Source organism: Sinorhizobium sp. BJ1, from assembly GCF_002531555.1.
GTDB lineage: Bacteria > Pseudomonadota > Alphaproteobacteria > Rhizobiales > Rhizobiaceae > Sinorhizobium > Sinorhizobium fredii_B.
In genome coordinates this window covers 146222-163280 of the sequence record NZ_NWTH01000002.1, presented here as the reverse complement: position 1 = coordinate 163280, position 17059 = coordinate 146222, and the positions used below count along the sequence as shown (strand labels likewise).

Annotated in this window: 15 protein-coding genes; 5 read left to right on the top strand and 10 right to left on the bottom strand. The window is 62.8% G+C overall.

The features are described from left to right. Positions 1-269 precede the first annotated feature (269 nt). Together CO676_RS35100 and CO676_RS03100 are read right to left on the bottom strand one after the other, a co-directional pair. Complete coding sequence (locus CO676_RS35100; RefSeq protein WP_097519636.1) at positions 270-410, bottom strand: hypothetical protein; 141 nt, start codon at positions 408-410, stop codon at positions 270-272. Between the two features lie 222 nt (positions 411-632). Beyond that, positions 633-1817 (bottom strand): NAD(P)/FAD-dependent oxidoreductase, encoded by a 1185-nt coding sequence (locus CO676_RS03100; RefSeq protein ID WP_097519635.1) that lies wholly within the window; start codon positions 1815-1817, stop codon positions 633-635. Positions 1818-2028: 211 nt separating this feature from the next. Here CO676_RS03100 and CO676_RS03095 point away from each other — a divergent pair, with 211 nt between their 5' ends. The 5 genes from CO676_RS03095 to edd all read left to right on the top strand — a co-directional run bounded on the left by CO676_RS03095 (position 2029) and on the right by edd (position 9060). Beyond that, positions 2029-3465 (top strand): glutamine synthetase family protein, encoded by a 1437-nt coding sequence (locus tag CO676_RS03095; protein ID WP_014761148.1) that lies wholly within the window; start codon positions 2029-2031, stop codon positions 3463-3465. 16 nt (positions 3466-3481) lie between these two features. Continuing rightward, positions 3482-4768 carry an FAD-binding oxidoreductase gene (locus CO676_RS03090; protein WP_097519634.1) on the top strand — a complete coding sequence of 429 codons (1287 nt, stop codon included), beginning with the start codon at positions 3482-3484 and terminating at the stop codon, positions 4766-4768. Between the two features lie 161 nt (positions 4769-4929). After that, positions 4930-6405, top strand: coding sequence for a glucose-6-phosphate dehydrogenase (zwf, locus tag CO676_RS03085; RefSeq protein ID WP_097519633.1), 1476 nt, complete (start codon positions 4930-4932; stop codon positions 6403-6405). Positions 6406-6414: 9 nt separating this feature from the next. Continuing rightward, positions 6415-7113, top strand: coding sequence for a 6-phosphogluconolactonase (pgl, locus tag CO676_RS03080; RefSeq protein ID WP_097519632.1), 699 nt, complete (start codon positions 6415-6417; stop codon positions 7111-7113). A gap of 126 nt (positions 7114-7239) precedes the next feature. Then, complete coding sequence (edd, locus tag CO676_RS03075) at positions 7240-9060, top strand: phosphogluconate dehydratase (protein WP_097519660.1); 1821 nt, start codon at positions 7240-7242, stop codon at positions 9058-9060. Between the two features lie 34 nt (positions 9061-9094). Here edd and CO676_RS03070 read toward each other — a convergent pair whose 3' ends face one another. The 8 genes from CO676_RS03070 to CO676_RS03035 all read right to left on the bottom strand — a co-directional run bounded on the left by CO676_RS03070 (position 9095) and on the right by CO676_RS03035 (position 17011). Then, positions 9095-9454 carry a glyoxalase/bleomycin resistance/dioxygenase family protein gene (locus tag CO676_RS03070; RefSeq protein ID WP_097519631.1) on the bottom strand — a complete coding sequence of 120 codons (360 nt, stop codon included), beginning with the start codon at positions 9452-9454 and terminating at the stop codon, positions 9095-9097. Between the two features lie 124 nt (positions 9455-9578). Beyond that, the gene (locus tag CO676_RS03065; protein WP_179875394.1) at positions 9579-9944 is read right to left on the bottom strand and encodes a GFA family protein; all 366 of its coding nucleotides are present in this window, start codon (positions 9942-9944) and stop codon (positions 9579-9581) included. Between the two features lie 43 nt (positions 9945-9987). Beyond that, positions 9988-10398 carry a hypothetical protein gene (locus CO676_RS03060; protein WP_097519629.1) on the bottom strand — a complete coding sequence of 137 codons (411 nt, stop codon included), beginning with the start codon at positions 10396-10398 and terminating at the stop codon, positions 9988-9990. A gap of 153 nt (positions 10399-10551) precedes the next feature. Then, positions 10552-11640, bottom strand: coding sequence for a sn-glycerol-3-phosphate ABC transporter ATP-binding protein UgpC (gene ugpC / locus CO676_RS03055; RefSeq protein WP_097519628.1), 1089 nt, complete (start codon positions 11638-11640; stop codon positions 10552-10554). Positions 11641-11660: 20 nt separating this feature from the next. Continuing rightward, positions 11661-13316 (bottom strand): alpha-glucosidase family protein, encoded by a 1656-nt coding sequence (locus CO676_RS03050; protein ID WP_014761139.1) that lies wholly within the window; start codon positions 13314-13316, stop codon positions 11661-11663. Between the two features lie 29 nt (positions 13317-13345). Continuing rightward, a complete protein-coding gene (locus tag CO676_RS03045; RefSeq protein ID WP_014761138.1) occupies positions 13346-14494 on the bottom strand; it encodes a carbohydrate ABC transporter permease in 1149 nt (382 codons plus the stop codon). Between the two features lies 1 nt (position 14495). Next, complete coding sequence (locus tag CO676_RS03040; protein ID WP_097519627.1) at positions 14496-15503, bottom strand: sugar ABC transporter permease; 1008 nt, start codon at positions 15501-15503, stop codon at positions 14496-14498. Between the two features lie 149 nt (positions 15504-15652). Beyond that, entirely contained in the window at positions 15653-17011 is a 1359-nt protein-coding gene (locus CO676_RS03035) for an ABC transporter substrate-binding protein (protein WP_014761136.1), read from the bottom strand. Positions 17012-17059 lie beyond the last annotated feature (48 nt).

Genomic DNA, 17059 nt, shown 5'->3' with positions numbered 1-17059 from the left:
CCGATGCGCAAACAGGCTGATGTTTTTCGGAGATCATGCGGCGCGCGCCGCCAATCCGTCGGCAATCATTGCGGGACCGCACCGCTCCGGCGGCGAGGACCTGACGGACTCACGTCTTTCGCATATTGGTTTTGAACGATTAAGAATCCTATAAGCGCGGCGCTCGCCAGGGGGCGCTCTTACTGGAGCGCTCTAAACCAGTGCCGGGGCACGCGCTGGCATCCGCGGCAGGACGCCGGCGAAGTGCTTCCGATCGCGAGGAGGAGAAATCAGAGGGAGGAGAAGATTGCAGAAGCGGCGATCGCGAAAAGCGCAAGGGTCGCGGCGAAAGCGATCAGTTCGCCTTGCGAGCGGCTCTCATCGGCGCGGGCAATGGCAATGGCACGGGGACGGCGGCGTTGCTGGGTCATGGCATCCTGTCCTTACTCCTTGGCAGGACCTTCGGGTCTTGCCATACGCTTCATGGTGCAACCATCCTGCGGCTGGGGAAAGGCCATGAATTGGAAACAGTCTGGTCTCTTTTTTGGGACCGTTCCGCCAGTCCTATGCCGGCTGTGGAAGCCATGCAAAGCAGGTTCGACCATTTCCCTTAAGAATGGCTGAAGACGCAAATCACCATTTTCGCCGGGCGGTTACACGTCTTGACCGGCGGCGAAGCCGGAAGCCCAAGCCCATTGAAAATTGTAGCCGCCGAGCCAGCCGGTAACGTCGACGCATTCGCCGATGAAATAGAGGCCGGGGATGCTCGTCGCTTGCATGCTCCGCGAGTCGAGCGCGCGCGTATCGACCCCGCCGAGGGTCACTTCGGCGGTCCGGTAGCCCTCGGTCCCCGCCGGCTTCAATGTCCAGGCCTGGATGGAAGCCGACAGCGCGTCGATCGCCTTGTCCGAGAGATCGGCAAGCAGGCGCCCGGCGAGCTTTGCCTCCTCGGCAAAGAACTGCGCGAGCCGTCGCGGTAAAATGTCGGCAAGCGCGGTCTGGGCCGCCTGGCGTCCGCTCGTGCGGCGCATGCCCTTGAGGATCGAGGCGATGTCGATATCGGGCATCACTCTCAGGACGATCTCCGCGCCCTCGCGCCAATAGGAGGAGATCTGCAGGATCGCCGGCCCGCTCAAGCCGCGATGGGTGATGAGCACCGCCTCGCGGAAGGCAACCTTGCCGAAGCGGACCTCGGCATCGGCCGCGACCCCGGCAAGGGTGCCGAGCTTGGCAAGCTGAGCCGGATCGAGGGTGAAGGCGACGAGTGCGGGCCGCGTCTCGACGACCGGCAGGCCGAACTGCTCGGCGATCTTATAGGCGAGACCCGTTGCGCCCATCTTGGGGATCGATTTGCCGCCGCTCGCAACCACCAGCGACGCGGCCTCGATCGTCCCGGCGCTGGTGGCGACGCGGAAACCCGAGGCGATCCGTTCGACGGCCGAGATCGCCGTCTCGAGCCGCAGCACCGCGCCTGCCTCCTTCATCTCGGCAAGGAGCATGCGGATTATGTCCTTGGCCGAGTGATCGCAGAAGAGCTGCCCGAGCGTCTTCTCATGCCAGGCGATGCCGTGCCGCTCGACGAGCGACACGAAATCCTGCGGGCGATAGCGGGCAAGCGCCGACTTGCAGAAATGCGGATTGTCGGAAAGGAAGTTTTTCGGGCCCGCATGAATATTGGTGAAGTTGCAGCGGCCGCCGCCCGAAATGCGGATCTTCTCGCCGGGCGCCTTGGCGTGGTCGATGACGACGACTCGGCGGCCGCGCTTTGCCGCCTCGATCGCGCACATCATGCCGGCGGCACCCGCCCCGATGATCACCACATCCTGCTTCTCGACCACGGAAAGCCCTCTTCGCGTTTCCCGCCTTCCTTTCCGGCGAACGGCGAAAAGTCAATCGCGAAGCATCTACAGCGCCGTGTGCGTCCTTTCGGGTGCACAAAGCTCGCTGCGGCACTTCGAGCTGAGGGCGCCTCCGATTTACGGAAACATGCAGTAGCCAATTGGCAAAGGGCGGCTATGATGCGCTATCCGAAGCAGAATCCGGTGATTTATGACTTCCAAGAGAAGTGTTGTCCAACAGACAGCAAAGGTCAGCAAGAGTTCAGGAGTTCCCCTCGCCCTGCATGCGCCCCGAGGCGTCAAGACTTGGAAGGACGCAGTCGACTGGCTGAAGATTCGCGGCATCGAAGATATCGAGTGCATCACGCCCGACCTTGCCGGTGTGCCGCGCGGCAAGATGATGCCGACCTCGAAATTCACGTCCAACACATCGCTGGCGCTGCCTTCGGCGATTTATCGCCACACGATTTCCGGCGAGTATCCGGAGGAGACCGGTCAGTTCCGCTACGATTCCCGCGACAGCGACATCAAGCTGGTGCCGGACCTTTCGACAATTTCCATCGTACCGTGGGAGAGTGACCCTACGGCGCAGGTGATCTGCGACATCGCCGGCTCGCAGGGCGAGCAGATCAGCTATACGCCGCGCAATGTCCTGAAGCGCGTCGTCGACCTCTACCGCCAGAAGGGCTGGAAACCGGTCGTCGCGCCCGAGATCGAATTCTACCTTGTTGCCCAGAACGACGACCCGGACTACCCGCTGCGCCCGCCGAAGGGCCGCTCCGGACGCTCAATTCTCGGCGGCCAGGGTTATTCGATCGCCGGCATCAACGAATTCGACGAACTGATCGACGACATCTATCATTTCTCGGAAAAGCAGGGCCTCGAGATCGACACGCTGATCCACGAAGAGGGGCCGGCGCAACTCGAGATCAACCTCAGGCACGGCGATCCGATCGAACTGGCCGACCAGGTATTCCTGTTCAAGCGCACCATCCGCGAAGCGGCGCTGAAGCACGGCATCTACGCCACTTTCATGGCAAAGCCGATGCAGGGTCAGCCGGGCTCGGCGATGCACATCCATCAGTCGGTCATCGATATCGAGACCGGCCGCAACATCTTCTCCAGCCCGGACGGCTCGCCATCCAAGGAGTTCTTCTCCTTCCTCGGCGGCATGCAGCATTACGTGCCGAAGACGCTGGCGATGATGGCGCCTTACGTGAATTCCTATCGCCGCTTGACGCCGGACATGTCGGCGCCGGTCAATACGGCCTGGGGCTACGACAACCGGACGACCGCGTTCCGTATTCCCGTTTCGGACCCGGTGGCGAGGCGCATCGAGAACCGGCTGCCGAGTTCCGATGCGAACCCCTATCTGGCGCTCGCCGCCTCGCTGGGCTGCGGCTATCTCGGCATCATGGAGGACCTGCAGCCGACGCCACCCTCGGAAGACACGGCCAACGAAGGCGAAATCGATCTGCCGCGCGGCCTGCTCGAAGCCATTTCGCTGCTGGAATCGGCGCCGTCGCTTGCAGAGGTCTTCAGTGCCGAGTTCATCGCCATCTATGCCGGGGTGAAACGCGGCGAGTTCGAGACCTTCATGCAGGTCATCAGCCCGTGGGAACGCGAATTCCTGCTCCTCAACGTCTGATTTGAGGAGCATCCGGATGGCCTGGCAAAGCCCGATCTCGCCTGGAATCTCCTGGTATGAGGCGACCGTCCCGGACAGGCCCGCCTATCCGGCGATGCCGGGCTCGCGCAGGGCCGACGTGGCCATCATCGGCGGCGGCTACACCGGGCTGCAGGCGGCCTGCAATCTTGCGAAAGGCGGCGCCGATGTCACGCTGATCGATGCCTGCCGCTTCGGCGACGGCGCCTCGGGGCGCAACGGCGGGCAATTCGGCACGGGTCAGCGCGCCTGGGCCGACGAAGCGGAAGAGATGCTCGGCCACGAGCGGGCGCAACTGCTTTTCGACATGGCGGAAAACGCCAAGCGCTACGTCCTCGATTTCGCCAGCGAGCACGGGATCGATATCGAGTTCGTACCGGGCCAGCTCTCCGTCGGCCACAAGAAGAGCTTCGAGACCGACTATCGCCGCCATGTCGAGGCGATGGCGGAGCGGTTCGGCTATTCGCATCTTTCCTTCATGGACCGCGAGGAGACCGTAAGCCGGCTTGGCTCGAGCCACTACCACTTCGGCATCCGTGATACCGGCACCGGTCATATCCATCCGATGAAGCTGCTCGTCGGGCTGGCACGGCAGGCAGCCCTCGCCGGGGCAAATCTCTATGAGCAAACGAAGGCCCTGAAGATCGAGAAAAAGGGCGGAGCGGTCGTTATCGAAACGAACCGGCGCACGATCACCGCGGAACGGGCGTTGATCGCCTGTAATGCCTATATCGGCAATCTCGAGCCGGTGACCGCCAGCCACGTCATGCCGATCCGCTCCTTCATCGGCGCGACGCCAGTACTGACGGACCACCCCGAGATTCTTCCGGGTGGCGAATCCGTCGACGACTCGCGTTTCGTGGTGCGCTATTTCCGCAAGACGAAGGATGGCCGGCTGCTGTTCGGCGGGCGCGAAGCCTATACCGCCGACAATCCGCGCGACATTTCCAGCCACATCCGCCGCCAGATCCGCGAGATCTATCCGGCACTCGCCGACGTCGCCATCCCCCATGCCTGGGGCGGCTCGGTCGGCATCACCATGCCGCGCCAGCCCTTCTACCGCGAGGTCATGCCGGGGGTGACGAGCATCGGCGGTTATTCCGGCCACGGCGTCATGCTCGCGAACTATTGCGGCAAGCTCTATGCCGATGTCGCGCTCGGCAGAGCGACGGAACTGGATCTCCTCAACGACTTGAAGATCCCGGCATTCCCCGGCGGGACACGGTTCCGATCCGCCCTGCTCTTCCTCGCGCTGACCTGGTATGCCTTGCGCGATCGGATTTAGAGGCGATGCTTGCCCAAGTCCGGACGACTTGACGTGGTTCAACGATTGGGCGTCATGCTTTAGAAAAGTTGGGCAGATACGATTTTGTTGCGTTGCACCCTAGCGCTTTTAAATCGATTAGATTATACCTGCCCCTGACTTGAACGAGATCGAGACATCCCATGAGTAGCCAGATCATTCCTGTCGAACCGTTTGACTATGTCGTGTTCGGCGGCACCGGCGATCTTGCGGAGCGCAAGCTGTTGCCGGCCCTCTACCACCGGCAGATCGAAGGCCAGTTCACCGAGCCGACGCGTATCATCGGCGCCTCGCGTGCTGCCCTCACCCATGAAGAATATCGCCGCTTCGCCTCCGACGCGCTGAAGGAACACCTGAAGCCCGGCGAATTCGACGAGGCCGAGGTGGAGAAATTCAACTCGCGGCTTTACTACGTCTCCGTCGATGCCAAGTCCGAGCAGGGCTGGGACGATCTCAAGAAACTGCTGGAAGAAGGCAGGGACCGCACCCGCGCCTTCTATCTTGCCGTCGGGCCGGCGATCTTTGGCGATATCTCGGAAAAGATCAGAGATCACAAGCTCATCACCAAGAACACCCGCATCGTCGTCGAAAAGCCGATCGGACGCGATCTCGCTTCGGCGACGGAGCTGAACGACACGATCGGCAAGGTGTTCCGCGAAGAGCAGATCTTCCGCATCGACCACTATCTGGGCAAGGAGACGGTGCAGAACCTGATGGCGCTGCGCTTCGCCAATGCGCTCTATGAGCCGCTGTGGAATTCGGCCCATATCGACCACGTCCAAATCACCGTCGCCGAATCGGTCGGCCTGGAAAACCGCGCCGGCTACTACGACAAGGCCGGCGCCCTGCGCGACATGGTGCAGAACCATATTCTCCAGCTCGTCTGCTTCGTCGCGATGGAAGCGCCTACCTCGATGGACGCGGAAGCCGTGCGCGACGAGAAGCTCAAGGTGCTCAGAGCCCTGAAACCGATCACCGCCGCCAATGTCGAGCAGGTCACGGTTCGGGGTCAATATCGCGCCGGCGCCTCGGCCGGCGGTCCCGTCAAGGGCTACCTGGAAGAGCTCGAAGGCGGCGTTTCCAACACGGAGACCTTCGTCGCGATCAAGGCCGAGATCAGCAATTGGCGCTGGGCCGGCGTGCCGTTCTACATCCGCACCGGCAAACGGATGGCCGGCCGCATGTCGGAGATCGTCATCACCTTCAAGCAGATCCCGCACTCGATCTTCGACAATAGCGCCGGGCGCATCTCGGCCAACCAACTGATGATCCGGCTGCAGCCGAATGAAGGCGTCAAGCAATCGCTGATGATCAAGGACCCCGGACCGGGCGGCATGCGCCTCAGGAACGTGCCCCTGGACATGAGCTTCGCCGAAGCCTTCGGCGTACGCAATGCGGACGCCTATGAACGGCTGCTGCTCGACGTCATCCGCAACAACCAGACACTGTTCGTACGTCGCGACGAGGTGGAGGCCGCCTGGCAATGGATCGATCCGATCCTCAAAGCCTGGGAAACGGCAGGACAGCAGGTGCAGGGCTACACCGCCGGCACCTGGGGCCCGAGCCAGGCGATCGCGCTCATCGAGCGTGACGGCCGCACCTGGAACGACACGATCTAGGACCGGCCGATGAGCGAAACCCTGCACCTGTTCGAAAATGGGGCGGCCCTGGCAGAGGGTCTTGCCGATGCGGTCAGCGCCAGACTCGCCGCCGCCGCCGCGGCGCGCGGCAAGGCGAGCATCGCAGTGTCCGGCGGTTCGACGCCGAAGGCGTTTTTCCGCGCCCTGTCCGAGCGCGACCTCGATTGGGCGAAGGTGACGATCACGCTCGTCGACGAGCGGTTCGTGCCGCCGGAAAGCGACCGCTCCAATCACGCTCTCGTCGGCGCCAACCTGCTACAGGACAAAGCGGCCGCGGCGCGGTTCGTGCCGCTCTATCACGCTGCGCCAACGGCCGAGGCTGCCGCTGCGATCGCCAGCGAGAAGACGGCCGGCATTGCCGCTCCCTTCGACGTCGTCGTGCTCGGCATGGGAACGGACGGGCATACGGCCTCGTTCTTTCCAGGCGGGACGCGGCTTGAGGAGGCGCTTGATGCGTCGACCCCACGCGGCGTGATCACGATGGAGGCCGGCGGGGCCGGCGAAACCCGCCTCACCTTTACTTTCTCGAGCCTTCAGGATGCCGGATATCTGGTCCTGCATATCGAGGGAGAGGGAAAGAAGGAGGTTCTCGACCGCGCAAAGGCTGCGGGCGAGGAGACCAAAATGCCGATCCGTGCCGTGCTGAGGCGGGCGGCATCGCCGCTGCAGATCTACTGGGCGCCGTAACGCGTCCGGACAAGATACAGCAATTCAAAGCATTACAGCGACACGTGCCGCTTGGAAACATTGCCGCTGTGAGCCGTTGACAGGATGAAGATCAAGGAGTCCGAAGACTCCGGAACAGGATGTGCCATGTCCGCCGATTCCCGCATTGCCGCCATTACCGCCCGTATCGTCGAGCGTTCGAAGCCCTATCGGGAGCCCTACCTCGAACGCATTCGCAGCGCCGCGGCAAACGGACCGCACCGCAGCGTGCTCGGCTGCGGCAACCTGGCGCATGGATTTGCCGTCTGTTCCCCCGCCGAGAAGGTGGCGCTCGCCGGCGACCGCGTCCCGAACCTCGGCATCATCACTTCCTATAACGACATGCTCTCGGCGCATCAGCCCTTCGAAACCTATCCGGCGCTGATCCGCGACGCAGCCCGCGAGGCGGGCGGCGTCGCACAGGTCGCCGGCGGCGTGCCGGCCATGTGCGACGGCGTGACCCAGGGCCAGCCGGGCATGGAGCTGTCGCTCTTCTCGCGCGACCTGATCGCCATGGCCGCCGGCATCGGCCTGTCGCACAACATGTTCGATGCGGCCGTCTATCTCGGCGTCTGCGACAAGATCGTCCCGGGCCTGGTGATCGCGGCGCTGACCTTCGGCCATCTGCCCGCCGTCTTCGTTCCCGCCGGACCGATGACCTCGGGTCTGCCGAACGACGAAAAGGCGAAGGTCCGCCAGCTCTTTGCCGAAGGCAAGGTCGGCCGCGACGAACTGCTCGAGGCGGAGTCGAAATCCTATCACGGCCCCGGCACCTGCACCTTCTACGGCACGGCCAACTCCAACCAGATGCTGATGGAGATCATGGGCTTCCACCTGCCGGGCGCCTCCTTCATCAATCCCGGCACGCCGCTTCGCGACGCGCTGACCAAGGAAGCGGCGAAGCGGGCCCTGGCGATCACCGCCATGGGGAACGAGTTCACGCCCGCCGGCGAGATGATCGACGAGCGGTCGATCGTCAACGGCGTCGTCGGCCTGCATGCGACCGGCGGCTCGACCAACCACACCATGCACCTCGTCGCCATGGCGCGCGCCGCCGGCATCGTGCTTACCTGGCAGGACATTTCGGAACTCTCCGACATCGTACCGCTGCTTGCCCGCGTCTATCCGAACGGCCTCGCCGACGTGAACCATTTCCACGCGGCCGGCGGTATGGGCTTCCTGATCAGCCAACTCCTTAAGAAGGGGCTGCTGCACGATGACGTCAGGACCGTCTTCGGTCAGGGGCTCGAAGCCTATGCGATCGACGTGAGACTCGGCGAGAACGGCACCGTCCGGCGCGAGCCGTCCCCCGAGGAAAGCGCCGATCCGAAGGTGCTTTCAACCATCGACGAGCCGTTCCAGCATACCGGCGGCCTAAAGATGCTGACCGGCAATATCGGCAAGGCGGTCATCAAGATCTCCGCCGTCAAGCCGGAGCGCCATGTCATCGAGGCCCCCGCCAAGATCTTCAATGATCAGGCCGAGCTTAATGCCGCCTTCAAGGCGGGAAAGCTCGAAGGCGATTTCATCGCCGTCGTCCGCTTCCAGGGCCCGAAGGCGAACGGCATGCCGGAACTGCACAAGCTGACGACGGTGCTCGGCATCCTGCAGGATCGTGGGCAGAAGGTGGCAATCGTCACCGACGGCCGCATGTCGGGCGCATCGGGCAAGGTGCCGGCGGCCATCCATGTTACGCCGGAAGCCAAGGACGGCGGACCGATCGCCCGCATCCAGGAGGGCGACATCATCCGCATCGACGCGGTCAAGGGGACGATCGAGGTGAAGATCGAGGACATCGCGCTGAAGACGCGCGTGCCGGCACATATCGACCTCTCCGACAACGAGTTCGGCATGGGCCGCGAATTGTTCGCGCCGTTCCGCCAGATCGCCGGTACCGCGGACCATGGAGGGAGCGTCCTGTTTCGCTAGATCACGATGAAGCGGATTTCGCTCTTCCGGGCGGTCATGCCGGCGGATAGGGCCGCGACGGCGGCGTCGCCAGCGTGAGCAGGTTGCCGTCGGGATCACGCACCTGCGCCAGCGTCGAGTAATCGCCCTCAATGTCGTCCCCGAGCATGATCCCCAGGCCCTGCAGCCTGCGGCGCTCGGCCGCGACATCATCGACGACAAGGAACATCACGCCCCTGCCGGCGATCTCGTCGTCGGTTGAAAGCGCCACGCCGCCCTGACCGAAGAGCTCCCACTGCACCAGCGTATCCATCGGCCGATAATCCGGTCCACGCCCAAGCAGCTTCGTATACCAGCCTTCGGCCGCCGCAAGGTCTGCGGTGAGCAATGCGGTGTAGATCTTCTGCAGGTTCATTTGTTCCTCTCCGGGCCAGATTCGGTCTGAACGCCTGCTCGACCGGAAAGGTTCCCGTGACATCTGCAGGCAGGAAGCGGGCGGCCGCTCCTCATCCGCTCTGAGGTGCCGGCGCAGTCACAGCCTATGGCTGCGGCCCGGGTGGCATGTCGTTCCGGCCGCCATAGCGCTCGACGTCGAGCGTGAACACATCGACGCCCTCGACGCACCTGGCATTGAGCGAAACACGGCCGCCTGGATAGCCGCTGCGCATGATCGCGGTGCCGCATGTCGGGCAAAAATGATGGCCCTCGGTGATGCCGCGCCAGATATAGGTCGACATCCGACGCTTTTCGGTGACGAGCCGGATAGCCGCGGCATCCACCTTCCAATGAAGAAAGCCCGAGCGCCGGCAGGTCGAACAGTTGCACTCGACCAGCCGCGAAAGTTCAGCATCGACCTCGATCGCGATTTCGCGGCAGTGACAGGACAGGCGATAGGGTCGTTGCATGGCTGCTCCCTCGCTTCGCCTCATGTGCTCGAGGCTCTGATGGTCAGCGATAGATGTCGAGCGTGCGGTTGCGATGGTTCGGATGGGTACTGTAGACGAAGATCCGGTTCAGGTCGCGGTCGCTCAAGAGCCGCAGGAACCGAGCCTCGACGAGGTTGTTGGCGTGGATCCGCTTCAATAGGCAGCCGATCAGGGGAATGCGGGCGCTCGGAATGTCGAGATAGAAATTCTGTGGCAGCTGAAACTTCGTCACGATGCCGATAACGGCGCTGCTTTTCGACAGCTTGATAATCTCGCAGCGACGCGACGAAAGGTTTTGCATCCCCCTCTCGGTAAATTCGATCCGCGCGTCGTTGCGCGTATCCTCCATCGGGAAGTTCGCTTCCCGATCATACATGAACGACTCTTCCTTGTTGAGAAAGTGCCGGGGCATAACGGGAGCCGCGCCGCTCATAGAACTCACCTTTCCGCATTCCAATTGCGGCCACGCTAATCCGTGAAATTTAACAGAGGGTTTGGCTCAGGCGCGGGTGCGCAAAAAACCCGCTCGGCAGTGCCGGGCGGGTTGGCGCAAAAGAAAATCGGCGCAAAAGAAAAAGTGACGGCTCTAGACGCGATAGCTGCGCCCATCCGCGTCGAAGAGGTGAAGCTTGGCCTTGTCGGCGGTGAACCGCACCTTGTCACCGCGGCCGACCTTGAGGATGCCGGGTATTTTGGCGATGATCGGCTCGTTCTCGACGAGGCCCTCGATATAGAGCAGCGTCACTTCGCCAAGCGCTTCGACGATCGCGATCGTTCCCTCGAAGAGGAAGTCCTGTCCCTCCGTCGCCTGCAGGTCTTCCGGCCGCACGCCGAAGCTCGCCTTCTTGCCCGCTTCCGACGCGTTGGTGAGGATGTCGAGCGTGACGGACTTGCCGCCGGCAAGGGTTACCGTCGTCTGGGCGCCGGTCGCCGTGATCGTCGAGGGAATGACGTTCATGGCCGGCGAGCCGATGAAGCGGGCGACGAAGAGGTTTGCCGGACGCTCGTAGAGTTCGAGCGGCGCACCGACCTGCTCGATATGTCCGAGAGACAGCACCACGATGCGGTCGGCGAGCGTCATCGCCTCTACCTGGTCGTGGGTGACGTAAATCATCGTCGTATCGGCCATCCGCTCGCTGAGCTTGGCGATCTCGATACGGGTGGCGACGCGCAGCGCCGCATCGAGGTTGGAAAGCGGTTCATCGAAGAGGAAGACCTTCGGGTTACGGCAGATCGCCCGACCGATCGCCACCCGCTGGCGTTGCCCGCCGGAAAGCGCCTTGGGGAGTCGGTCGAGATACTTGGTGAGTTGGAGCATCTCCGCGGCCGCGCGAACGCTGCGATCGATCTCCTCCTTCGATTCCTTGGCGATCCGCATGCCGAAGGCCATGTTGTCGTAAACGGTCATATGCGGGTAGAGCGCATAGGACTGGAACACCATGGCGATGCCGCGCTGCGACGGCGGCACCTCGTTGACCCGCTCGCCGTCGATATACATGTCGCCGCCGGTAATCTCCTCGAGTCCGGCGATCATCCTGAGCAGCGTCGATTTCCCGCAGCCGGACGGCCCGACGAAGACGACGAACTCGCCCTGCTTGATGTCGAGATTGATGCCGTGAATGACATCGACCGCCCCGTAGGACTTGCGGATATCTTTTAGCAGCAGACCCGTCATTGCATCCTCCCCTCGGTTTTCTAGGCCAGGCGCGCGAAGAACGCGCCCCAGGCCGGAAGACTGATCTTGTTGTCTCTTATATCAGAGATGAAGCCGTGACCCTCGAGCGGCTCGATCGCGCCTTCCGGCAAATCCGCTGCGGCGGGCTCCTCGCTCATATTGAAGAGGCAGAAGAGCCTCTCGTTGCCATGCGTCCTGATGAAGCCGAGCAGCGGAGCTCGCGTCTCGACGAATTCAATGTCGCCCTTGGCGAAGGCCGGATAGGCCTTCCTGAAATGCAGAAAACGGCGATAGTGCTCGAGCACCGAGGCCGGATCGCCTTCCTGGACGGCAACAGCCTGCGGAAGGTGGGCTTCCGGAATCGGCAGCCACGACTTGGCGCTGCTGAAGCCGCCATCCGGCAGGCTCTCCCACACCATCGGCGTCCGGCAGCCGTCGCGGCCCTTGAAATCGGGCCAGAACTGAATGCCGTAGGGATCCTGAAGGTCCTCGTAGGCAAGTTCCGCTTCCGGCAACGCCAGTTCCTCACCCTGATAGATGCAGACCGAGCCGCGCAGCGACATCAGAAGGCTCGCAAGCAGCTTGGCGTGGCCTACGTGGTCGGCAACGCCGGTGCCCCAGCGGCTGACATGGCGCACGACATCGTGGTTAGCGAAGGCCCAGCAGGCCCAGCCTTCCGGTGCGACCTTCTGGAAATCGCGCAATACCTCGGCAATCCGCTCCGGCGTCAGCGCATCAGGCGCCAGGAACTCGAAGGCGTAGCACATCTGCACCTTGTCGCCGCCCGAGGTGTATTCGCCGGCGATCTCGAGGCCGCGCTGGCTGTCCCCAACCTCGCCGACGGCCGCGATTGCCGGAAATTCCTCCATGACGGCACGGAAGCGCCTCAGGAAGTCTAGGTTCTCCGGCCGGTTCTTGTCGTAGATATGTTCCTGATAATTGTACGGATTGACGGCAGGCGCGGTCGAAGCGTTGCGGCGCGCCGGCGCCAGCGCCGGGTTGTCGCGCAGCTCTCTGTCATGAAAGTAGAAGTTGATGGTATCGAGGCGGAAGCCGTCGACGCCCCGCTCCAGCCAGAAACGCTCGACGGCGAGAAGCGCTTCCTGGACCTGCGCATTGTGCAGGTTGAGATCGGGCTGGGACGTCAGGAAGTTGTGCAGGTAATACTGCAGCCGCGTCGGGTCCCAGGCCCAGGCGGAGCCGCCGAAGATCGACAGCCAGTTGTTCGGCGGCGTGCCATCCGGCTTGGAATCAGCCCAGACATACCAGTCGGCCTTGCCATTGCTGCGGCTGGAGCGGCTCTCGACAAACCAGGGATGCTGGTCGGAGGTGTGCGACAGGACGAGGTCGATCATCACGCGAAGGCCGAGACGATGGGCTTCTGCGATCAACTGATCGAAATCCTTGAGCGTGCCGAAGATCGGGTCGACATCCGTGTAGTTGGAGACATCGTAACCGAAATCGCGCATGGGCGAGGTGAAGAAGGGCGATATCCAGATAGCGTCGGCGCCGAGCGCCGCCACATGCGGCAGCCGGGCGGAAATGCCCTTCAAATCGCCGATGCCATCGCCATTGGTATCCTGGAAGGAGCGCGGATAGATCTGGTAGATCACCGCGCCACGCCACCAGTCCTTGTCGGCTGCGAGAACGGCCTTGCTCGTTTCGGTCATGTTCATGCGATTCTTAAAGTCCTTGTCTTGAAGTGTCAGCCGCCCTTGACCGATCCCGCGAGCAGGCCGCGAACGAGGTAGCGTTGCAGGGTAAAGAAGACGATCAGCGGAACGACGATGGTGATGAAGGCCGAAGCGGTGAGGATTTCCCAGTTGCCGCCGCGTGAGCCGAGGAGATTGACCAGACGCCCGGTCAGCACCAGGTTGTCCTCCCCCGCACCGAGGAAGACGATGGCAACGAGCAGGTCGTTCCAGGTCCAGAGGAACTGGAAGATGGCGAAGGAGGCAAGCGCCGGGAACGACAAGGGCAGGATGATCTTGACGAAGATGTCGAAATCGCTGGCGCCATCGACCCGCGCCGATTCCATGATCTCGCGCGGCAGACCCGCCATGTAGTTGCGCAGGAGATAGATCGCCAGCGGCAGTCCGAAGCCGGTATGGGCGAGCCATATGCCCAGATAGGTCTTGGCCGGAACGCCGAGGAAAGCCCCGACCCCATTATAGAGCTGCAGCAGCGGAATGAGCGACATCTGCAGCGGCACGACGAGCAGGCCAACGACGACTGCGAGCAGGATGGCGCGGCCCGGGAAAGGCATCCAGGCAAGTGCATAGGCAGCAAAGGCCGCGATTAGGATCGGTATGACCGTCGACGGAATCGCGACCGTCAGCGAGTTGAGGAACGACGTGCCGATGCCGGCCGCGCTCAGCACCTCGATGTAGTTGTCGATCGTGAAGCGTGGAGGCGTGGAGGCGGTATAAAAGATGCGCTGGCCGCGCGATCCCTCCATCTTCTTGTCAGAGACGATCTCAAAGCTGCCGTCCGCCTGCACCGTCAGCCTCTCGCCGTCGTTGAGCTCGGCCGTCTCGCCGGGCTTGAACTTCCCCGGTTCGCGGCTGGAAAACCCGAAGGCGGAGACTTGGCCGCCACCTTGCCCTTCAAGCAGATTGCCGGAGATCACGAACCGGCCGTCCCGCTCGACCTGGTTTTCGGCCGAAGGGGCACGCGCCACATCGTTGCGCGACGAGGTCGCGAGCGCCGTCCACCAGCCGGAGACCGCGAGTTGGTCCTTGTCGCGCAGCGAGGAGATCAGCAGGCCGGCGGTCGGCATGGTCCAGAGAACGACCAGCAGCAGGACCGAAAGATGGACAGCCCAGGTGAGCGGGGAGCGCGTCGACGGGTTCATCTCAGTGGCCTCCCGCTTCCTTGGTGGCGTTGCGGATGTTCCAGATCATGATGGGGATGACGAGGATCATGATGACGACGGCGATCGCGGCGCCGCGGCCGAAATCCCCGCCGCCGCGGAACATCCAGTCGAACATCAGGTTGGCGAGTACCTGGCTCTGCCATTGGCCGTTCGTCATCGCGAGCACGATATCGAAGACCTTCAGCACCAGGATGGTGATGGTCGTCCAGACGACCGCGATCGTGCCCCAGATCTGCGGCACCATGATCTTGAAGAAGATTTGCCAGCCATTGGCGCCGTCGATGACGGCCGCCTCGATCGTTTCCTCCGGAATGCCGCGCAACGCCGCGGAGAGGATGACCATGGCAAAGCCTGTCTGGATCCAGACGAGGATGACCATCAGGAAGAAATTGTTCCAGAAAGGCAGGGTGATCCAGGCTTGCGGCGCGGCCCCGAAGGCGACGACGATTGCGTTCAGAAGACCGATCTGATCGGAGCCTTCGGCCCGGTAATCGTAGATGAACTTCCAGATGACCGCCGCGCCGACGAACGAGATCGCCATCGGCATGAAGATCAGCGTCTTGGCGATATTGCCCCACCAGATGCGATCCGTCAGGGCCGCGATGATCAGGCCGAAGAAGGTCGAGAGCGCCGGAACGACCAGCAGCCAGAGGAAATTGTTGAAGATCGACTGGCGGAATTCGCCGTCAGTGATCATCCAGTTGTAGTTGCGCGCGCCGACGAAATTCTGTCCGCCCCTGTCATGGAAGCTCAACCACACCGATTGGACCACCGGATAGATGAGATAGATCGTCAGAGCGAACAAAGCCGGGGCCAGGAACAGCCAGGGCCGGATGGCGTTGGTGATCCGCAGGTTGCGGGAGGCGGCGGCACCCGACAGCCCCTTCGACGGAAAAATCCAATCAAGAATGAGACTGGTGGCCCAGAAGTAGGCCGCGCAAGCCAGGACACCGGCTATCATCGTCAGAATGGCAGCGAGCAGCTGCATGGCACATCCCTCCCCTCAAACGCCTTCGGAACGGACGCTCCAGGCGCATTGCACGACGCGGCTTCCGCTTATTGTTGGGAGGCCCGCCGACGCGGGCCGGTCCGAAAGGGAAGGCGGCGGACGAGGCATGCCGTCCGCCGCCCCAGACTTTACTTGATGGCGTCCCAGGCCTTCTGAACGCCGGCCGCAACATCGGCCGAGGACTTGCCGCCGACGAAATCGACCATGCCGGTCCAGAGGGCGCCGGCGCCGATCTTGCCGGGCATCAGGTCCGAACCGTCGAAGCGGAAGGTCGTGGCATTGAGCAGGATCTCGCCTTGCTTCTTGAGCGGCGGGTTGCCGTAGACGTCGACATTGACGCTCTTATAGGGCGTCAGGAAGCTCGTCTGCGCCATCCAGACCTCGTGCGCGATCGGCGTCTTCAGGAAGTCGATGAAGGCACGCGCAGCCGGCGTATCCTTGGTGATCATCGCAAGCGTGCCTGCGCCGAGCACCGGATTGCCAAGCTCCTTCTTGCTTTCATAGGGCGGCATGTAGAAGAAGTCGGCATCCTCGCCGACCACCGTGCCTTCGGGGAAGAAGGACGGGATGAACGAAGCCTGGTGGTGCAGATAACATTTCGGCGGCGAGGCGAAGAGACCCTTCGGGCTGTCGCGGAAATCGGTGGAGGCGACCGCTGCCGCGCCGCCGTCGACGAACTTGTCGTTTCGCGCGAACCAGCCGAACTCATCGAGCGCGCCGATCACCGCGGGGTCCGTGAAGGGAATTTCGTTCTTGGTCCACTTGTCATAGACCTCGGGTGACTGCGTGCGCAGCATCAGGTCTTCGACCCAGTCGGTCGCCGGCCAGCCGGTCGCGCCGCCCGAGCCGAGACCGATGCACCAGGGCTTCTCGCCGTCGGCGGCAATCTTCTCGGTCAGAGCCTTCAGCTCTTCCATGGTCTTCGGCACTTCGTAGCCGGCGTCTTCGAAGTTTTCCGGCACGTACCAGACGAGCGACTTGACGTCGATCTTGTAGGGGAAGGCGTAGAGCGCCGCAGTGCCGTCCTTGCCGTTATAGGTGGAGAGATCCACCCAGGACTGACCGGCGGCATAATTGTCGAGCAGCCATTGCTTGGTTTCGTCGCCGAGCGGCGTCAGGAGGCCCTTCGCGGCGAGGTCGGCAATGAGACCCGGTTGCGGAAGGATTGCGACATCGGGCGGGCTGCCGGCCTGCGTGTCGATGACGATCTGCTGTTCATAGTTCTCTGAGGAGGAATACTTGACTTCAACCCCCGTCGCCTCGACGAAATAGGCAAAAACGCTCTTGAACAGAGCCTCGTCCTCGCCCCGCCAGGGACCGAAGATCGTCAGCGTCTGGCCCTTCAGGTCATGCCCCTTCTTGAACTCCTCGAAGCTTCCCCAATTGAACTTCGAATCCTCGCCCGGCTTGAACTTCAGGTCGGCGGCGCCGGCGGTCCCTGCAAGCAGAGCGAGCGCAGCGACGCCAATCAGCAATGATCTCTTCACGTTCTGGTCCTCCCCAAAAAGAAACCCGGGCGTCACGCCACGGGTGAT

What these genes read in the sequence shown, in the direction of transcription:
- CO676_RS35100 (WP_097519636.1), bottom strand. Translation starts at nt 410, where the DNA reads ATGACCCAGCAACGCCGCCGTCCCCGTGCCATTGCCATTGCCCGCGCC.
- CO676_RS03095 (WP_014761148.1), top strand. Translation starts at nt 2,029, where the DNA reads ATGACTTCCAAGAGAAGTGTTGTCCAACAGACAGCAAAGGTCAGCAAG.
- CO676_RS03090 (WP_097519634.1), top strand. Translation starts at nt 3,482, where the DNA reads ATGGCCTGGCAAAGCCCGATCTCGCCTGGAATCTCCTGGTATGAGGCG.
- zwf (WP_097519633.1), top strand. Translation starts at nt 4,930, where the DNA reads ATGAGTAGCCAGATCATTCCTGTCGAACCGTTTGACTATGTCGTGTTC.
- pgl (WP_097519632.1), top strand. Translation starts at nt 6,415, where the DNA reads ATGAGCGAAACCCTGCACCTGTTCGAAAATGGGGCGGCCCTGGCAGAG.
- edd (WP_097519660.1), top strand. Translation starts at nt 7,240, where the DNA reads ATGTCCGCCGATTCCCGCATTGCCGCCATTACCGCCCGTATCGTCGAG.
- CO676_RS03070 (WP_097519631.1), bottom strand. Translation starts at nt 9,454, where the DNA reads ATGAACCTGCAGAAGATCTACACCGCATTGCTCACCGCAGACCTTGCG.
- CO676_RS03065 (WP_179875394.1), bottom strand. Translation starts at nt 9,944, where the DNA reads ATGCAACGACCCTATCGCCTGTCCTGTCACTGCCGCGAAATCGCGATC.
- CO676_RS03060 (WP_097519629.1), bottom strand. Translation starts at nt 10,398, where the DNA reads ATGAGCGGCGCGGCTCCCGTTATGCCCCGGCACTTTCTCAACAAGGAA.
- ugpC (WP_097519628.1), bottom strand. Translation starts at nt 11,640, where the DNA reads ATGACGGGTCTGCTGCTAAAAGATATCCGCAAGTCCTACGGGGCGGTC.
- CO676_RS03050 (WP_014761139.1), bottom strand. Translation starts at nt 13,316, where the DNA reads ATGAACATGACCGAAACGAGCAAGGCCGTTCTCGCAGCCGACAAGGAC.
- CO676_RS03045 (WP_014761138.1), bottom strand. Translation starts at nt 14,494, where the DNA reads ATGAACCCGTCGACGCGCTCCCCGCTCACCTGGGCTGTCCATCTTTCG.
- CO676_RS03040 (WP_097519627.1), bottom strand. Translation starts at nt 15,503, where the DNA reads ATGCAGCTGCTCGCTGCCATTCTGACGATGATAGCCGGTGTCCTGGCT.